Annotated in this window: 18 protein-coding genes and 1 pseudogene; 13 read left to right on the top strand and 6 right to left on the bottom strand. The window is 70.1% G+C overall.

The genetic code is table 11. The features are described 5' to 3' along the window. Window positions 1-249: 249 nt before the first annotated feature. Window positions 250-529 (top strand): annotated as a pseudogene (locus AB0I77_RS52385) (potassium channel family protein); the annotation flags it as partial. A gap of 68 nt (window positions 530-597) precedes the next feature. On the opposite strand, the gene AB0I77_RS52380 reads toward AB0I77_RS52385, so the two are convergent. Together AB0I77_RS52380 and AB0I77_RS52375 are read right to left on the bottom strand one after the other, a co-directional pair. Next, window positions 598-906 carry a small hydrophobic protein gene (locus AB0I77_RS52380; protein WP_363290118.1) on the bottom strand — a complete coding sequence of 103 codons (309 nt, stop codon included), beginning with the start codon at window positions 904-906 and terminating at the stop codon, window positions 598-600. Window positions 907-1,218: 312 nt separating this feature from the next. Beyond that, window positions 1,219-2,835 carry an MFS transporter gene (locus AB0I77_RS52375; protein ID WP_363290117.1) on the bottom strand — a complete coding sequence of 539 codons (1,617 nt, stop codon included), beginning with the start codon at window positions 2,833-2,835 and terminating at the stop codon, window positions 1,219-1,221. Window positions 2,836-2,957: 122 nt separating this feature from the next. Between AB0I77_RS52375 and AB0I77_RS52370 the strand changes: the two genes are divergently transcribed. The 3 genes from AB0I77_RS52370 to AB0I77_RS52360 all read left to right on the top strand — a co-directional run bounded on the left by AB0I77_RS52370 (window position 2,958) and on the right by AB0I77_RS52360 (window position 5,832). Beyond that, window positions 2,958-3,599, top strand: a complete 642-nt coding sequence (locus AB0I77_RS52370) for a TetR family transcriptional regulator (RefSeq protein WP_363290116.1) — start codon at window positions 2,958-2,960, stop codon at window positions 3,597-3,599. Between the two features lie 100 nt (window positions 3,600-3,699). Then, complete coding sequence (locus AB0I77_RS52365) at window positions 3,700-4,917, top strand: alpha/beta hydrolase (protein WP_363290115.1); 1,218 nt, start codon at window positions 3,700-3,702, stop codon at window positions 4,915-4,917. A 57-nt stretch (window positions 4,918-4,974) separates the two neighbouring features. Continuing rightward, on the top strand, window positions 4,975-5,832 hold the full coding sequence (locus AB0I77_RS52360; protein ID WP_363290120.1) for a DUF4429 domain-containing protein: 858 nt from the start codon (window positions 4,975-4,977) through the stop codon (window positions 5,830-5,832). Window positions 5,833-5,892: 60 nt separating this feature from the next. Here the strand turns inward: AB0I77_RS52360 and AB0I77_RS52355 are convergent, their stop codons facing one another. Next, window positions 5,893-6,909, bottom strand: a complete 1,017-nt coding sequence (locus AB0I77_RS52355) for an aldo/keto reductase (protein ID WP_363290114.1) — start codon at window positions 6,907-6,909, stop codon at window positions 5,893-5,895. Beyond that, window positions 6,909-7,370, bottom strand: coding sequence for a MerR family transcriptional regulator (locus tag AB0I77_RS52350; RefSeq protein WP_363290113.1), 462 nt, complete (start codon window positions 7,368-7,370; stop codon window positions 6,909-6,911). The genes AB0I77_RS52355 and AB0I77_RS52350 overlap by 1 nt, the downstream gene beginning before the upstream one ends. A 97-nt stretch (window positions 7,371-7,467) precedes the next feature. Here AB0I77_RS52350 and AB0I77_RS52345 point away from each other — a divergent pair, with 97 nt between their 5' ends. Both AB0I77_RS52345 and AB0I77_RS52340 read left to right on the top strand, forming a co-directional pair. Then, entirely contained in the window at window positions 7,468-7,938 is a 471-nt protein-coding gene (locus AB0I77_RS52345) for a GNAT family N-acetyltransferase (RefSeq protein ID WP_363290112.1), read from the top strand. Between the two features lie 19 nt (window positions 7,939-7,957). Beyond that, window positions 7,958-8,779: a serine hydrolase domain-containing protein gene (locus AB0I77_RS52340; RefSeq protein WP_363290111.1), complete on the top strand. Its 822-nt coding sequence runs from the start codon at window positions 7,958-7,960 to the stop codon at window positions 8,777-8,779. 94 nt (window positions 8,780-8,873) lie between these two features. Here AB0I77_RS52340 and AB0I77_RS52335 read toward each other — a convergent pair whose 3' ends face one another. Beyond that, window positions 8,874-9,548, bottom strand: coding sequence for a pirin family protein (locus tag AB0I77_RS52335; RefSeq protein WP_363290119.1), 675 nt, complete (start codon window positions 9,546-9,548; stop codon window positions 8,874-8,876). Between the two features lie 72 nt (window positions 9,549-9,620). On the opposite strand from AB0I77_RS52335, the gene AB0I77_RS52330 reads away from it, so the two are divergent. From AB0I77_RS52330 to fabF, 5 genes are all read left to right on the top strand, one after another. Beyond that, window positions 9,621-10,826, top strand: a complete 1,206-nt coding sequence (locus tag AB0I77_RS52330; protein WP_363290110.1) for a helix-turn-helix domain-containing protein — start codon at window positions 9,621-9,623, stop codon at window positions 10,824-10,826. A gap of 89 nt (window positions 10,827-10,915) precedes the next feature. Then, complete coding sequence (locus AB0I77_RS52325) at window positions 10,916-11,839, top strand: ACP S-malonyltransferase (RefSeq protein ID WP_363290109.1); 924 nt, start codon at window positions 10,916-10,918, stop codon at window positions 11,837-11,839. A gap of 17 nt (window positions 11,840-11,856) precedes the next feature. Then, window positions 11,857-12,852: a ketoacyl-ACP synthase III gene (locus AB0I77_RS52320; protein ID WP_363290108.1), complete on the top strand. Its 996-nt coding sequence runs from the start codon at window positions 11,857-11,859 to the stop codon at window positions 12,850-12,852. Window positions 12,853-12,954: 102 nt separating this feature from the next. After that, window positions 12,955-13,203 (top strand): acyl carrier protein, encoded by a 249-nt coding sequence (locus AB0I77_RS52315; protein WP_363290107.1) that lies wholly within the window; start codon window positions 12,955-12,957, stop codon window positions 13,201-13,203. Between the two features lie 82 nt (window positions 13,204-13,285). Next, on the top strand, window positions 13,286-14,557 hold the full coding sequence (fabF, locus tag AB0I77_RS52310) for a beta-ketoacyl-ACP synthase II (protein WP_363290106.1): 1,272 nt from the start codon (window positions 13,286-13,288) through the stop codon (window positions 14,555-14,557). 79 nt (window positions 14,558-14,636) lie between these two features. Here fabF and AB0I77_RS52305 read toward each other — a convergent pair whose 3' ends face one another. Beyond that, a complete protein-coding gene (locus AB0I77_RS52305; RefSeq protein ID WP_363290104.1) occupies window positions 14,637-15,131 on the bottom strand; it encodes a DUF3145 domain-containing protein in 495 nt (164 codons plus the stop codon). Window positions 15,132-15,421: 290 nt separating this feature from the next. Here AB0I77_RS52305 and AB0I77_RS52300 point away from each other — a divergent pair, with 290 nt between their 5' ends. Together AB0I77_RS52300 and AB0I77_RS52295 are read left to right on the top strand one after the other, a co-directional pair. Then, the gene (locus AB0I77_RS52300) at window positions 15,422-16,315 is read left to right on the top strand and encodes an SGNH/GDSL hydrolase family protein (protein ID WP_363290103.1); all 894 of its coding nucleotides are present in this window, start codon (window positions 15,422-15,424) and stop codon (window positions 16,313-16,315) included. A 15-nt stretch (window positions 16,316-16,330) separates the two neighbouring features. Continuing rightward, a complete protein-coding gene (locus AB0I77_RS52295; RefSeq protein WP_363290102.1) occupies window positions 16,331-17,308 on the top strand; it encodes an aldose epimerase family protein in 978 nt (325 codons plus the stop codon). The last annotated feature ends 101 nt before the right edge of the window (window positions 17,309-17,409 follow it).

Raw genomic sequence — 17,409 nt, 5'->3', positions numbered from 1 at the left:
GCTCCGCGGCATGTGGGTTTAAATAGGGGGGGGCGGGTGGGGGGTGGTCGCCCCCACGGGGGGTAGCCGATTTTCGTTGGGCCCCCCGCGCCCCTTTGGGGCGCGGGGGCCGCACCGGTGTTCCTTACGATGCGCTCCTGAAGCAACAATCGGCGCAGGTCCGTTGGGAACAGCGCACCCAACGGCCCTCGTTGGCTGTGGCTGGCGCACGATCGCGTGCGCTTCGTACGGACGCACTGGATGGACCAGCTGGCGGTGCTGTCGGTGGAGCGGGAGTCGCCCGATGGGAACATCCGGACGCTGGGTGACGCGGTGTGGTGGTCGTTCACGACGATGACGACCGTGGGGTACGGGGACCACGCGCCGACCACCGGACTGGGGCGGGTGATCGCCGTCGGACTGATGCTCTCCGGGATCGCGCTGCTGGGTGTGGTGACCGCGAACATCGAAGATAAGGGCGCTGCAAGCCGAAGTAGTCTCATTGCGGGAGCAGTCGGCGTCATTGCGGGAGCAGTCGGTGGGACGGTGACCGGCCCCGGTGCGTGAAGGCGGGCCCCCGGTCGTCCCACCGGGGGCCCTTCCCTCACTCCCCCCGGGTCAGAACATGCCGTTGCCCGGGGTGGCCGCTCCGGCGATCCAGATGACCGCCAGGAGCGTGTCGATGGCGCCCAGTACGAGGGCGACCAAGGCCGGGACGGGGCGGCTGCCCGCCCAGCTGCGGCCCATGGCGAGCCAGCCGCAGACGACCGCGACGGGGCCGAGGATGATCCCCAGCACGAAGAATCCCGCGATCGCGCAGATGACTCCGATGATTCCGAGCGTCGCGCGATCCGGCCCGCTCCGGGACCACGTCCGGCCACGTGAGCGGGGGTACCTGCGCGTTCCGTGTCCGAAGCCCGCCATCATCAACTCCCTGAACCCCTTGGTTGGTTGGGTTCGTTTCGGGTTCGACGATGCGAGTACCCCCGCTGTGGTTCCTAACCCTCCGGACTGCCGGCGCGCCGCCCCCCTCCGGCAGCGCGCCGCAGATCCGGACGCCCTCCACGTCGTACGGGTCCCCGAACTTGCCTGGGGAACATGCCGTAAGGAGGACTGACCCACTGTGACCCGTGGGGCGTACCGGGCGGGAGGAATCTTTAGCGTTGTCACCCTGATAGGTGAACTCCGCGTATCCCTCCAGGACTTAGCCCCCTCGTCCTCGATGGCTTCGCGCGCCCCTCAGATGTGTGCAGCGCCCGCGCCCGCCTCCGCGTTCTCGCCGCGCTTGGTGAGCAGCGCGACCAGGACGGCGACGACGGCGACTCCGGCGGCGACCAGGGACGCCAGGCTCATCCCGGAGATGAAGGTCTCGTGCGCGACATCGGCGATCTTCGTGACGACCGCCTCCGGCGTGCCCTTGGCGACCGGTGCCACACCGACCTGGACAGCCTCCGAAGCCTGGTCCAGCTGGGCCGGGGAGAGTTGCGGAAGCCCCGCGTCCTTCCAGTTGCCCGCGAGATCGCTGTCGACCTTGGAGGCCATCACGGCGCCGAGGACGGCCGTACCGAGGCTGCCGCCGATCTGCATCGCGGCCTGCTGGAGACCGCCGGCGACACCGGAGAGTTCCATCGGGGCGTTGCCGACGATGACCTCGGTCGCGCCGACCATGACGGGCGCGAGGCCTACGCCCAGCAGAGCGAACCAGAGGGACATGAGGCCGCTGCCCGTGTCCGTCTCCAGCGTGGACATGCCGAACATGGCGATCACGACGGCCGCCATGCCGCCGGCCAGCGGGATGCGCGGACCCACCTTGGTGATCATGGCGCCCGCCAGCGGCGAGCCGACGATCATCATCCCGGTGAGCGGGAGCAGGTGCAGACCGGCGTCGATCGGGCTCATACCGTGCACGTTCTGGAGATAGAAGGTGACGAAGAAGAGGCCGCCCATGAAGGCGATGGCCATCAGAACCATCAGGACGACACCCGCCGCGAGCGGGACCGAACGGAACAGTGCCAGCGGAATCAACGGCTCCTTCACCTTCGTCTCCCAGAAGGCGAAGAGGGCGAAGCCGACGACGGACGCGACGAGGAAGGTCCATGTCCTGCCGCCGCCCCAGGTCCAGTCGGGAGCCTTGATGAGCGCCCAGACCAGGCAGAACATGGCGGCCGACAGCAGGGCGATGCCCAGGACGTCGAAGGAGCGCGGGGCGTTCTCCGCGCGGTGGTCGAGCAGGATCCACACGCCGAGGACGACGGCGAGGATGCCGACCGGCACATTGATGAAGAACACCGACTGCCAGTTGACGTGCTCGACCAGGACACCGCCGAGGATCGGGCCGCCCGCGGTGGAGGCGCCGATGACCATGCCCCAGATGCCGATGGCCATGTTGAGCTTCTCGGCGGGGAAGGTCGCGCGCAGCAGGCCCAGCGCGGCGGGCATCAGCAGCGCGCCGAACAGGCCCTGGAGGACGCGGAAGGTGACGACCAGCGCGATGCTGCTGGACATCCCGATGGCGCCGGAGGCAGCCGCGAAGCCGAGCACACCGATCAGGAAGGTCTGCCGGTGCCCGAAGCGGTCACCGAGCTTGCCCGCGGTGATCAGGCAGACCGCGAGGGCGAGGAAGTAGCCGTTGGTGATCCACTGGACGTCGGCGAAGCTGGCGTTCAGGTCTTTTTGGATGGCGGGGTTGGCGATGGCCACGATGGTGCCGTCCAGCGCCACCATCATGACCCCGACCGCCACGGTTATGAGGGTGAACCAGGGGTGGCCGCGCAGGCCGGCGGCCGGCGTCCGGTCCGACGGGGGTGTTGGTGTCTTGTCCCCCGACCCCGTCGTGTCGATGGTCTGACTAGTCATGCGTCGAGGCTAATGTCAGCCACTGACAATTGACAAATCAATTCACAAGTCGGCAACTGTCACGACACTCAGTCATAGCCTGAGCCAATCGGACGGTTCACAGGAGAGGCCAGGAGAGACCCATGGACACGGCGACACGGCCGGGACTGCGCGCGCTGAAGAAACAGCGCACCCGGGACGCGCTACTGCGGGCGGCCCTCGAACTGTTCACCACCCGCGGATACGAGCAGACCACCGTCGACGACATCGCGGACGCCGTCGAGGTCTCGCAGCGCACCTTCTTCCGCTACTTCGCGAACAAGGAGGAGGCCGCCCTCGCCCTTCAGGAGATCGCCGAGACCCGCTTCATCGAGGCGCTGCGGACGCGCCCGGCCCACGAGGCACCGCTGGAGGCGCTGCGCCAAGCGGTACTGGAGGGCTGGGACACCATCACCGAGGCCATCGAGTCGATCGTCCCGGTCGAGGTCTATCTGCGCATGTACCGGGTGGTCGAGTCGACTCCCGTCCTGCTCGCCGCCCATCTGTGGCGCTCGGCGAAGTCGGAGGAGCGGGTCGCCCGCCTGCTCGCCGAGCGCGAGGGGCTCGACATGGACGCCGATCCCCGCCCGCGCCTCATGGTGGCCGTCTTCGGCGGGGTGATCCGGGTGACGGAACGGCAGTGGAGCACGGGCGACGACTTCAGCCTCGAGTCCATCCGCGAGTTGACGGCCTCGCACCTCGAACTGGTGGGACCGGCGTTGGCGGGAAACTGGCGAACGGCCTGAACCCATCGCCACAACGCTCTATTTATCCCACTATGTCCAAACGTGATTCACGCCACTTGATTAACGCGAGACCCTCTCGTTCTCCTAGTGTGTCCTTTCAGTGACTTCCTTCGACACCTCCCCCCAACTGAACGTCTGGCGCGCACTGCTCGCGTTGGCCGTCGTGTTCGTGATGCTGGCGACCACCGGGTGGACCGCTCTGCGCACCCAGCGGAGCACCACGGCGCTCCAGGCCTCGCTCTCCGAGTGGGAGCACGGCCACGTCGCCGGACACCGGCTGCCCGACCCGGACTCGGCCCCCGCTCGCCTCGCCCGGTTCTTCGCCTCGCTCACCGTCCAGGAACGCACCGCCCTCGCCGGGCGCTTTCCGCTGGCGGTCGGCAACATGAACGGCGCCCCGGTCGAGCTGCGCTACCGCGCCAACCACATCGCGCTCGACGAGGCCCGCAAGGTCGAGCGCAAACGCATGCACGACAGCCGCCTCTCGCCCGCCGGGCAACAGGACGCGGGCCGCCGTATGGAGCGCTACGAGTCGCTGATGAGCAAGGGCCGCCACATCCTCGCCTTCGACCCCGACGGCACCGGCCGGATCGCCGAGGTCTTCGGGAGCCTGACCAAGGCCGAGCGGGTCTCGGTCGTCATCCCCGGCGTCGACACCGACCTGCTGAACTTCCAGCGCACCAGCCGCCAGTACTCGGCGCCCGTCGGCATGGCCAAGGCCCTGTACAAGGCCGAGCGCGCGGCGAGCCCGGCGACGCGGACGGCCGTCATCGCCTGGGCCGACTACACCACCCCCAGCGGACTCGGCATCGACTCGGCCACCGCGATGCGCGCGGCCGACGGCGCCGTCCGGCTGAACTCGCTGGTGCGCGGCCTGCCCGGCGTCGCGCCCGTCTCGCTGTTCTGCCACAGCTACGGCTCCGTACTGTGCGGGCTCGCCGCGCGCACGCTGCCGGACCGGGTGACCGACATCGCGGTGGCCGGCAGCCCCGGTATGCGCGCCGCCAAGGCCTCCCACCTGCACACCTCCGCGAACGTGTGGGCGATGCGGGACACCGACGACTGGGTCCAGGACGTGCCGTACATGGAGGTCGGAGGGTTCGGTCACGGGGCCGACCCGATGTCCGCCGGATTCGGCGCCCGCGTGCTGTCGTCACAGGGCGCGGAGGGCCACAGCGGCTATTTCGCCCCGGGTACGAAGAGCCTCCTGAACTTCGCCGAGATCGGCATTGGCGCATACCGCTCGGTGGACTGCGCGGGAGATGACAAGGCGTGCCGGGCGGGTTTGTCCGACACGGTGACGGCCGGACGCGCGTAGAGGCGCAGAAACTGCGGTTTGCGCGGGGAGGGGACGAAGGAGCTCGTGCCGCATACGATGAGCCGCATGGGTGACGTACTGGCCGGATTTCATGCCGCCTGGGAGTTCGAGTCCGACTCCGTGCTCATCCGCTACGAACGGGGCATTCGAACACCCAAGCTCTTCCCGGCGCTCGGCGAGCGCCGTGTCCCGCTGGCGGCGATCTCCGGAGTGACGCTCGCCCCGGGCAGACGCGGGACCGTGGTGCTGCGCGCCGAGCCGAGGCCCGGCGCCGATCCGCTGATGGAGGCGGCCGCGGGGCAGCTCAAGGAGAACTCCGATCCGTACCGGCTGGTGCTGCCGGCGGAGCGCGAGACACTCGCCGAGTACTACGCCGACGAGTTGCGTGCGCAGCTCAAGCAGGACGGGCCGGCCGAGCGGTTTCTGGTGCCGGCTCCCGAAGTGCCGCTCCAGTTCAAGGCGTACGACGGGAAGGCGTCCTTCGACGGCAGGACCGTCCACTTCCGGTGGTTCTGGACGGGGGCCTCGTCCGCCAAGTGGAAGGCCGGCGACCAGAGTTTCCCGGTCGCCGACCTGAGCGGGGTCGAGTGGCGCTCCCCCGAGGTCTTCGAGGGACATCTGCGGTTACTGCGACGCGAGGGGACCGAGCCGGCCGTGCAGGCCGACCAGGATCCGGCGGCTGTTGTGTTCGGGCTGGGGTACGGGCCGGTGCACGAGTCGTTGCCGTTCGCGGCGGCGGTGCTGGCGGCTGCTCGCGCCAGCGGGCCGGTCGCCGCGGTGCCGGTGGCGGCACCGCGGCGTGACCCGGCCGACATCGCCGAGCGGATTCGTCACCTGGGGGAGCTGCATCAGGCGGGACTGGTGACGGATGAGGAGTTCTCGGTGAAGAAGGCGGAGTTGCTGGCGGAGCTCTAACTGGCGGAGCTCTGGCTGGCGGAGCTCTAGCCGGCGGAGCTCTAGCCGGCGGAGCTCTGGCTATTCGCGTCCGGCAGAAACGAACGTCATATCCGCGTACCGGTCTCCCGCCACCTCTGAGGCGATCGGCTCCAGCAGGGACAGTTCGGTCTCCGTCAGGGTGATCCCCGTCGCCGCCGTGTTCTCCTCGATCCGGCTCACCTTGCGTGTGCCCGGGATCGGGATGACCGGCAGGCCGTGTACCGCCGCCTGCTGCTGGACCCACGCCAGGGCGATCTGGCCGAGTGAGGCGCCGTGGGCCTCGGCCACCGTGCGCACGGGTTCCAGCAGGGCCACGTTGGCGGCCGCGTTGGCGCCGGTGAAGCGGGGCTGCTGGCGGCGGAAGTCGTCGGCAGTCAGGTCCGTCTCGGCGTCGGCGAAGGTGCCCGTGAGGAAGCCTCGGCCGAGGGGCGAGTACGGCACGAGGGCCACGCCCAGCTCGCGGGCCGCCGGCACCACCTGCGCCTCGATGTCCCGGCTGAACAGCGACCACTCCGACTGCACGGCGGCGATCGGGTGCACGGCCTGCGCGGCCCGCAGCTCCGCGCCCGTGACCTCGCTCAGGCCCAGGTGCTTGACCTTGCCCTCGCGCACCAGCTCGGCCATCACGCCGACGGTGTCCTCGATGGGGACGTTCACGTCCCGGCGGTGCATGTAGTAGAGGTCGATGACGTCGACGTCCAGGCGCTTCAGGCTCGCCTCGACGGCCTGGCGGATGTACGGCGCGTCGTTGCGGATGATCCGCCGGGTCGGGTCGTCCGGCGGGATCGCCAGGGCGAACTTGGTGGCGATCACGACGTCGTCGCGGTGCGCCTTGAAGAAGGGGGAGAGGAACTTCTCGTTCTCGCCCGCGCCGTACGCGTCCGCCGTGTCGTACAGGGTCACGCCGAGTTCCAGTGCCCGTTCCAGGGTGGCCCGGGCCTCCCCCGCGTCCGTGGGGCCGTACGCGAAGCTCATGCCCATGCAGCCGAGGCCCTGCGCGCCGACCTCGGGGGCGCCGTTGCCGAGTCGTGCCGCGGGGATCTTGCCGTTGGTCATCAGGACCTCTCCGACGCCAGGGCCCGCCCGGCGTCCGCGTAGAAATTGATCTTCCGGTCGAGGACCGCGAGCGTGTCCTGGAGTTCGGCGATCCGGGTCAGGACGTCCTGACGGGTCGCCTTCAGCAGCTCGAAGCGGTCGCCGTAGGTGTGGTCGCCCTCGCGCACCAGCTCCGCGTACCGCACCATGTCCGCGACCGGCATGCCGGTCAGCCGGAGCTTGCCGACGAGGTCGAGCCAGTCGAGGTCGCGGTTGCTGTAGCGGCGCTGGCCGGTGTGCGAGCGGTCTATGTGGGGCATCAGGCCGATGCGCTCGTACCAGCGCAGGGTGTGCGCGGTCAGGCCGGTGATCCCGACGACCTCGCTGATCGTGTAGCTGTCCTGGCCGTCCGGACGTCGGCCGGGTTGGTACGCCGGGGCGGCACAGCTGTCGGTGGTACCCGTGGTCTCCATCACCGTCATGACCTCAACGCTATGGCCTTGGAGTGCACTCCAAGCAAGCGGAACCGGTAAGAAATCGGCGGGACGCCGCACAGGCGGGCTGGCTAGCCTGCGGGGCATGAGTCTCGTACGCCGTGCCACGACCGAGGACGCGGAGGAAGTGCTGCGTCTGCGCCAGGTGATGATCGATTCGATGGCTGATCCCGACCCGTCCACGGACTGGCATGCCGCGTCGCTGCCGATGCTACGTGCCCGGCTCGCCGAGGCCGAGGGGGACTTCGCGGCGTTCGTCGTCGACCATCCGGAGCGGCCGGGGACGCTCGCGGCGCTGGTGGCGGGGACGCTGGAGTACCGGATCGGGCGGGCCGGCAATCCGCGCGGGCGGGACGGGTACGTCTTCAGCGTTGCGACGGATCCGGAGGTCCGGCGGCGCGGGTACGCGCGTGCCTGCATGGAGGAGCTGCTCCAGTGGTTCCGCGAGCAGGGCGCCTGCAAGATCGACCTCCACGCGTCCGCCGAGGCCGTGCCGCTGTACGCGTCGCTCGGCTTCGCGCACAAGCCGGACCCCTCGATGCGGCTGGTGCTATGAGCCGCTTAGGCTCGGCAGCATGCCCTTGCAGAGCCTCGCGTTGATCGAAAACTGGCCGGTTCCCACCGCCGCGGCGGGTGTGGTGCGTGCCGACGGGACCGTCCTCGGGAGTCACGGCCCGGTCGGGCGGCGCTTTCCGCTGGCCTCGGTCACCAAGCCGCTCGCCGCCTACGCCGCCCTCGTCGCGTACGAGGAGGGGGCGATCGAACTCGACGAGCCGGCCGGGCCGCCCGGGTCGACGGTGCGTCATCTGCTCGCGCACACCTCGGGGCTGGCCTTCGACGAGCACCGGGTGACGGCCCCGCCCGGGGAGCGGCGGCTGTACTCCAACGCCGGGTTCGAGCAGCTCGGGGACCACATCGCGAAGGCGGCCGAGATCCCGTTCGCCGAGTATCTGCGGCAGGCGGTGCTGGAGCCGTTGGGGATGACATCGACCTCGCTGGAGGGCTCGCCCGCGAAGGACGGCGTGTCGACGGTGGAGGATCTCCTGCGGTTCGCGGCCGAGGTCCAGGCGCCGCGGCTGCTCGACCCGCGGACGGTCGCCGAGGCGATGACGGTCCAGTACCCGGGAACAAAGGGTGTCGTGCCGGGGTACGGCCACCAGAATCCCAACGACTGGGGGCTCGGTTTCGAGATCCGTGACTCCAAGTCGCCGCACTGGACGGGGTCGTCGTCCTCGCCGCGTACCTTCGGGCATTTCGGGCAGTCCGGGACGTTCGTGTGGATCGACCCGGATGCGGGGGTCGCCTGCGTCGCGCTGACCGACCGTGCGTTCGGGCCGTGGGCGGTCGAGGTGTGGCCGGCGTTCACGGACGCGGTGCTGGCGGAGTTGCGGGGCTGAGGCCGGGTTTTCTCGCCCCCGCCGCCCCTACCCGTCCCGTCCCTGGGGGCTGCCGCCCCCAAACCCCCGCTTCGGCCCTGAACGGGCCTCGTCCTCAAGCGCCGGACGGGCTCGTAAGCCCCGCCATCTCCCACAGCAGCAGCTCCGTCTCCGTCGCCCCCGCCGCCTCCAGACCCTTGGCGTCCGTGACGCGGGCCGCGTCGCCCGCTCCCAGCACCGCGCCGTCCAGCATCACTTCGCCTCGCACCACGTGCACATACACATACGCCCCGTCCGGCACCGCCGTCCGCTCCCCCGCCGCAAGCCGCCGTACGTGCAGCATCGCGCCCGCCTCAGGGATCGCGTACGGCGTGGAGTCGGCGATGCCGTGGACGATCTCGTACGCGGGGTCACCGCCCGGCTTCAGCGGGGCGAGCCACATCTGGACGAACACCAACGGCATGTCCGCGTCGTTACGTTCGGTATGCCGGATACCGCCCGCTGCGCTGAGCCGCTGCACGTCCCCCGCCCGCACGACCGACACATGGCCGACCGAGTCGCGGTGGGTCAGTTCGCCCTCGACCACCCAGGTGACGATCTCGGTGTGGCTGTGCGGGTGCTCGTCGAACCCGGCGCCGGGGACGAGGCGCTCCTCGTTGCAGGCGATCAGCGCGCCGAAGCGGAGGTTGTCGGGGGCGTAGTGCGGGCCGAAGGAGAAGGCGTGCAGCGACTCGATTCCGGCCGCCGGGTCGCCGCCTCGGTAGCGCTCCGTCGCGCGCCGTACGTCCATCACAGCACCACCGTAGCCCTCACCCTGCCCCCGGCGACGCGCTCTCCCGTCCGGATAAGGCAGTCTTGTCCCGTGCCCGAACCCGTATCCCGCCGCCACGGCCTCCCAGCGCCCGACACCCACGCGCACACCGCGACCCTGAAGCGGCTGGAGAAGTCGTCCGGCAGTCTCGCCGCCCAGGCCATCGCGCGCATGGACGAGACGCTGCCGTGGTATCGGGCCATGCCCCCGGAGAACCGTTCCTGGATCGGGCTCGTCGCCCAGGCCGGTATCGCCGCCTTCACCGAGTGGTTCCGGCATCCCGAAGCGCCGCAGGCCATCTCCACCGATGTCTTCGGCACCGCGCCGCGCGAGCTGACCAGGGCCATCACACTGCGGCAGACCGTCGAGATGGTGCGCACCACCATCGAGGTCATGGAGAGCGCGATCGACGAGGTCGCGGCTCCCGGCGACGAAGGCGTGCTGCGCGAGGCCCTGCTCGTCTACGCCCGGGAGATCGCCTTCGCCACCGCCCAGGTGTACGCCCAGGCCGCCGAGGCACGGGGTGCCTGGGACGCGCGGCTGGAGTCGCTCGTCGTGAACGCCGTGCTCAGCGGCGAGGCCGACGAGGGGGCGCTCTCCCGGGCCGCCGCCCTCGGCTGGAGCTCGCCCGAGCATGTGTGCGTGGTGTTGGGGACAGCGCCCGACGGTGACTCCGAGTTGACCGTCGAGGCCATCCGGCGGGCCGCCCGGCACGCCAAGCTGCAGGTGCTCACCGGGGTGCTCGGGGACCGGCTCGTCGTCATCGCGGGCGGCAGCGACAACCCGCTCGCGGTCGCCAAGTCGCTGATCGGGCCGTTCGCGGCCGGGCCGGTGGTGGCGGGGCCCGTGGTGCCCGACCTGCTCGCCGCGACCCGGTCCGCGCAGGCCGCCGCGGCCGGGCTCAAGGCGGGTTCTGCCTGGCAGGACGCCCCGCGGCCGGTACTGGCGGACGATCTGCTGCCGGAGCGCGCGATCGCCGGTGACCCGGGCGCGCGCGAGCAGTTGGTGGAGGAGATCTACAGACCGCTGGAGGAGGCCGGGTCCGCGCTCCTGGAGACACTCTCCGTCTATCTTGAGCAGGCGAGCAGTCTCGAGGGCGCGGCGCGTATGCTCTTTGTCCATCCCAACACCGTGCGCTACCGGCTTCGACGTGTGACTGACGTCACCGGATGGTCACCTTCAGATGTGCGATCGGCGTTCACATTGCGGATCGCGCTGATCCTGGGGCGTCTGGCCGACGGCGATCTCCCAACCTAGGCTTTTGTCGGAGGCCTACAAAACCCCCTCCTGTTCTTCGTCCCTGTCCCCACGGGCGGCCGTGGCCGTCCCCAAGAGAGAGTGTGAGAGTGCTCGTACTCGTCGCTCCCGGCCAAGGCGCCCAGACGCCCGGATTCCTGACCCCCTGGCTCGACCTGCCCGGTGCCGCGGACCGCGTCGCCGCGTGGTCGGACACCATCGGACTGGACCTCGCCCACTACGGCACGCAGGCCGACGCGGACGCCATTCGCGACACCGCCGTGGCTCAGCCGCTGCTCGTGGCCGCCGGAATCCTCTCCGCCTCGGCACTGGGTGACATGGGTGACATCGCACCCGGCGCCGTCGCCGGTCACAGCGTCGGCGAGATCACCGCCGCGACCTTCGCGGGCGTCCTGGACGACACCGCCGCACTCACCCTCGTCCGCACCCGGGGCCTGGCCATGGCCGAGGCCGCCACCATCACCGAGACCGGCATGGCGGCGCTGCTCGGCGGCGACCCCGAGGTGACCGTCGCGCACCTGGAGAAGCTGGGCCTGACCCCGGCGAACGTGAACGGCGCGGGCCAGATCGTGGCCGCCGGCACGCTGGAGCAACTGGCCGCGCTGAACGAGGACAAGCCCGAGGGCGTGCGCAAGGTCGTCGCGCTGAAGGTGGCCGGCGCCTTCCACACCTCGCACATGGCGCCCGCGGTCGACACGCTGGCGAAGGCCGCCGCGGCCCTCGCACCCGCCGACCCGAAGGTCGCCTACGTCTCCAACAAGGACGGCAGGCCGGTCGCCTCCGGCGCCGAGGTCCTCGAGCGGCTGGTCGGCCAGGTCGCCAACCCGGTCCGCTGGGACCTGTGCATGGAGACCTTCAAGGAACTCGGCGTCACCGCCGTGCTCGAGGTGTGCCCGGGCGGCACACTGACCGGCCTCGCCAAGCGCGCACTGCCCGGCGTCCGGACGCTGGCCCTGAAGACCCCCGCCGACCTCGACGCCGCTCGCGAGCTCATCGCCGAGCACAGCGCCTGAAAGGGAGCCCGAGAGCAATGTCGAAGATCAAGCCCAGTAAGGGTGCCCCGTACGCGCGCATCCTCGGTGTGGGCGGCTACCGCCCCACCCGGATCGTGCCCAACGAGGTGATCCTCGAGAAGATCGACTCGTCCGACGAGTGGATCCGCTCGCGCTCCGGCATCGAGACGCGGCACTGGGCGAACGACGAGGAGACCGTCGCCGCGATGTCCATCGAGGCGTCCGGCAAGGCGATCGCGGACGCCGGGATCACCGCCGAGCAGATCGGCGGCGTGATCGTCTCGACGGTCTCGCACTTCAAGCAGACCCCGGCCGTCGCCACCGAGATCGCCGACAAGCTCGGCACGGACAAGGCCGCCGCCTTCGACATCTCGGCGGGCTGCGCGGGCTTCGGTTACGGCCTCACGCTCGCCAAGGGCATGATCGTCGAGGGCTCGGCGGAGTACGTACTCGTCATCGGTGTCGAGCGGCTGTCCGACCTGACCGACCTGGAGGACCGCGCGACGGCCTTCCTGTTCGGCGACGGGGCCGGCGCGGTCGTCGTGGGCCCGTCCGCGACGCCCGAGATCGGCCCGACCGTCTGGGGCTCCGAGGGCGACAAGTCGGAGACGATCAAGCAGACCGTGCCGTGGACGGAGTACGACAGCGCGGGCAAGTTCCCCGCCATCGCGCAGGAGGGCCAGGCGGTGTTCCGCTGGGCCGTGTTCGAGATGGCGAAGGTCGCTCAGCAGGCGCTGGACGCGGCCGGGATCAGCGCGAGCGACCTGGACGTCTTCATTCCGCACCAGGCCAACGAGCGGATCATCGACTCGATGGTGAAGACACTCAAGCTGCCGGGGCACGTCACGGTCGCCCGCGATGTGCGCACCACCGGCAACACCTCGGCCGCCTCGATTCCGCTCGCGATGGAGCGGCTTCTGGCGACCGGCGAGGCGAAGAGCGGCGACACCGCGCTCGTCATCGGATTCGGGGCGGGTCTCGTGTACGCAGCGACGGTCGTTACCCTCCCCTAGGCACTCCGTGCCGGATCTCGCGATCCGGTGCGGGATTTGCAACACCTGCCGCTGACGCGGCGGACGCCACACCCTCTGGATTACTACGAAGGAGCGCCTGACATGGCCGCCACTCAGGAAGAGATCGTCGCCGGTCTCGCCGACATCGTGAACGAGATCGCCGGCATCCCGGTTGAGGACGTCCAGCTGGACAAGTCCTTCACCGACGACCTGGACGTCGACTCGCTGTCCATGGTCGAGGTCGTCGTCGCCGCAGAGGAGCGCTTCGACGTCAAGATCCCCGACGAGGACGTCAAGAACCTCAAGACCGTCGGTGACGCGACCAACTACATCCTCAAGAACCAGGACTGATCGACCGATCATCTGGGCTGACTGCCCCGCCACCCGGCGGTGGCGCCGCTGAATCCTCGTATCCGTTGGAGAAAGAATTCCCGTGAGCTCGACCAATCGCACCGTGGTCGTCACCGGTATCGGCGCAACCACACCGCTGGGTGGCGACGCAGCCTCTACCTGGGAGGGCCTGGTCGCCGGACGTTCCGGGGTCAAGGCCCTGGAGCAGGAATGGGCCGCCGATCAGGCGGTCCGCATCGCCGCGCAGATCGCCGTGGAGCCCTCCGAGGTCATCCCACGGCCGCAGGCCCGCCGTCTGGACCGCTCGGCGCAGTTCGCGCTGATCGCCGCCCAGGAGGCGTGGGCCGATGCCGGGTTCACCGCCAAGGCCGGGGAAGACACGAGCGTCGACCCCGACCGGCTCGGTACGGTCATCGCCTCCGGCATCGGCGGCGTGACGACCCTGCTCGATCAGTACGACGTGCTGAAGGAGAAGGGCGTCCGCCGCGTTTCCCCGCACACCGTTCCGATGCTGATGCCGAACGGCCCCTCCGCGAACGTGGGTCTGGCCGTGGGAGCGCGGGCAGGCGTGCACACGCCGGTCTCCGCCTGCGCCTCGGGCGCCGAGGCCATCGGCTACGCCATCGAGATGATCCGCACCGGCCGCGCCGACGTCGTCGTCGCCGGTGGTACGGAGGCGGCCATCCACCCGCTGCCCATCGCCGCGTTCGGCAACATGATGGCGATGTCCAAGAACAACGACGACCCGCAGGGCGCCTCGCGTCCCTACGACACCGCGCGCGACGGCTTCGTTCTCGGCGAGGGCGCCGGCGTGATCGTCCTGGAGTCCGCCGAGCACGCCGCCAAGCGCGGTGCGCGGGTGTACGCCGAGGCGGTCGGGCAGGGCATCTCCGCCGACAGTCACGACATCGTGCAGCCGGAGCCGGAGGGCCGCGGCATCTCGGCCGCCCTGCAGCACCTGCTGGAGCGGACCGACCTGGACCCGGCCGAGATCATGCACGTCAACGCGCATGCCACCTCGACGCCGGCCGGTGACGTGGCCGAGCTGAAGGCGCTGCGCAAGGTGTTCGGCGACGACGCCGACCACATGGCGGTCTCCGCGACCAAGTCGATGACCGGTCACCTGCTGGGTGGCGCGGGCGGTGTGGAGTCGGTGGCGACGGTCCTCGCCCTGTACAACCGGATCGCCCCGCCGACCATCAACGTCGACAACCTCGACCCGGAGGCGGAGGCCAACGCCGACGTCGTCCGCGGGGAGGCGCGCAAGCTGCCGGTGGAGGGCCGTATCGCCGCCCTCAACGACTCGTTCGGGTTCGGCGGGCACAACGTGGTGCTGGCGTTCCGGACGGTCTGAGGAACGTCTGTACGTATATGAAGGGCCCCCACCGGTTGGTGGGGGCCCTTCATATGTGCCGGGGGCGGGTGAGGGCGGGTCACACCACTTGGTGCAACCAGCGCACCGGTGCTCCCTCTCCCGCATAGCGGAACGGCTCCAGTTCGTCGTCCCAGGGCTTGCCCAGCAGCTTGGAGATCTCGGCCTCCAGGTCCGTCTCCCCGTGCCGGCTGCGCAGCAGGGCCGCGCGCAGGCGGTCCTCGGGGATGAGGATGTCGCCGTGGATGCCGGTGACGGCGTGGTAGATGCCGAGTTCGGGGGTGCAGCTGTAGCGCTCGCCCTCGGCGTTGGCGCACGGCTCGGCGGTGACCTCGAAGCGCAGAAGGTGCCAGCCTCTCAGTGCCGAGGCCAGCTTGGAGGCGGTGCCCGCCTCGCCCTGCCAGGAGAACTCCGAGCGCCAGGTGCCGGGCGCGGCGGGCTGCCGGATCCAGTCGAGGTTGACGCGTGCGCCGAGCACCCCGGCGACGGCCCACTCGACGTGCGGGCACAGCGCGCGCGGCGCGGAGTGCACGTACAGAACTCCACGTGTCGTCACCGGGACCTCCGGGCAGAGCGGGACATCTTGCGAACTGGCTGACGGCGGCGACCGGGCAGCCACGTTGATGGCGAGGCTACCGTGCGGCGGCGCAAGGAGTGTGACGTACCGTCGCTCCAGGTGCCGGGAAACGCCCGCCATTCACCCGGCAGGACGCTGGTACGGGTGCGATCAGTTGCGTCCCGTGGGGCCGGGAACCCTCGTGCGTTGTTATGGGAGACGACCTTTTCCACCAGATCGCTATCAGATCGCCCACGCCATCGCACGTCGACCGAGGGGAACATCACCGGATGCGGAAGCCGATCCACCGCTCGCGCGCCGTTCTCGCCGTCCTGGCCGCCGCCGTCCTGGGTGTCGCCGGGTGTGACGCCACCGGTGGCGACTCGCCGGGGCCGAGCGGCACCGGGGCCCAGAAGCCCTCGCCCAAGCCGACGCCCGCGTGGGACAGCAGCCCCAGCTCGGTCGCCGCCGTGGGGGACTCGATCACCCGTGGTTTCGACGCGTGCTCGGTCCTGTCGGACTGTCCCGAGGTGTCGTGGGCGACGGGCAGCAGCGCCAAGGTCGACAGTCTCGCCGTACGCCTGCTGGGGAAGGCGGGGGCGGCCGAGCGCAGTTGGAACTACGCGGTGACCGGGGCGCGGATGGCGGAACTGCCGGGGCAGATGGCCCAGGCGGCGGCGCGGAAGCCGGAGTTGGTGGCGGTGATGGTGGGGGCGAACGACGCCTGCCGGGCCAGCACCTCGGCGATGACGTCGGTGGCCGACTTCCGCTCCGCGTTCGAGGACGCGATGAGCACGCTGCGTGAGGCGCTGCCCAAGTCCCAGGTGTATGTGTCGAGCGTGCCGAACCTGAAGCGGCTGTGGTCCGAGGGCCGCACCAACTTACTCGGCAAGCAGGTGTGGAAGCTCGGCCTCTGCCCCTCGATGCTGGGCGACGCGGACGCCCTGGACGCGGCGGCGACCGAGCGGCGGGACACCGTGCAGCAGCGCGTGGAGGACTACAACGAGGTGCTGGAGGAGGTCTGCGCCAAGGACCGCCACTGCCGTTTCGACGGGGGCGCGGTCTACGACTTCCGCTTCGGCACCAAGCAGCTGAGCCACTGGGACTGGTTCCACCCCAGTGTGAACGGGCAGGCGCGGCTGGCGGAGATCGCGTATCGGACGGTCACGGCGAAACGGGCGTGACCTAAGGTTCCGCACATGAACGAACTCTTCGCCACACTTTCCGACGGCACCCAGGTCCACCGCTGGACCCTGGAGCGGGCGGGAGTCCGCGTACGGATTCTGTCGTACGGCGGGATCGTGCAATCGGCGGAGGTCCCGGACCGGGACGGGCGTAGGTTGAACGTGGTGCTGGGGTTCGCGGACCTGGACGGCTATCTGACGCACCCGGGGCCGTATTTCGGCGCGTTGATCGGGCGGTACGCGAACCGGATCGCGGGCGGCCGTTTTTCGCTGGACGGGCGGACGTACGAGCTCGCGCTCAACAATCCGCCGAACTCCCTGCACGGCGGCGAGCGCGGCTTCGGCCAGCGGGTGTGGGACGTGGAGCCGGTCGAGCACGGCGTACGCCTGAGCCTGGTCGCCGCGGACGGCGAGGAGGGCTTCCCGGGCCGCCTGGAGATCTCGGCGACGTACACGCTGGACGCCTCCGGGGCGCTGCGGATCGCGTACGAGGCGGTCACGGACGCGCCGACCGTGGTGAACCCGACCAACCACAGCTATTTCAACCTCGCCGGCTCCGGGAACGCGGGCGGGCACGAACTGCGGATCGACGCCTCCCGGTTCACCCCGGTTGACGCGGACCTGATCCCGACCGGCGTTCTGGACGAGGTCGCGGGCACGCGCTTCGACTTCCGTCAGGCGCGGAAGACCGGCGCCGGGTACGACCACAACTTCGTGCTCGACAAGGGTGTGACGGACACGCCCGTGGAGGTCGCCGAGCTGTACGAGCCGGCGTCCGGCCGGGTCCTGACCGTGTCGACCACCGAGCCCGGCCTCCAGCTCTACACCGCCGACCACCTGAGCGAGCCCTTCGCGCCCGGCGACGGCATCGCGCTGGAGACCCAGCACTTCCCCGACTCCCCGAACCGGCCAAAGTTCCCGAGCACGGTGCTGCGGCCGGGCGAGGTGTTCCGGTCTCAGACGGTGTACGGCTTCTCGGTGCGCCAGTCGTAAGCGCTCGGGCCTGTCGTTTGGATCAGGTCGCAGGAAATCGACAGCGCTGTTCAGTGCCGGTGAGCGGGGTCTGGTGCGTGCAGCTGCAAGGCGGAGGAGGG

The organism is Streptomyces sp. NPDC050619 (genome assembly GCF_040654815.1).
In the GTDB taxonomy this organism is placed as follows: domain Bacteria; phylum Actinomycetota; class Actinomycetes; order Streptomycetales; family Streptomycetaceae; genus Streptomyces.
The sequence above is the reverse complement of the archived record's forward strand: the minus strand, read 5'-3'. Positions and strand labels throughout refer to the sequence as shown.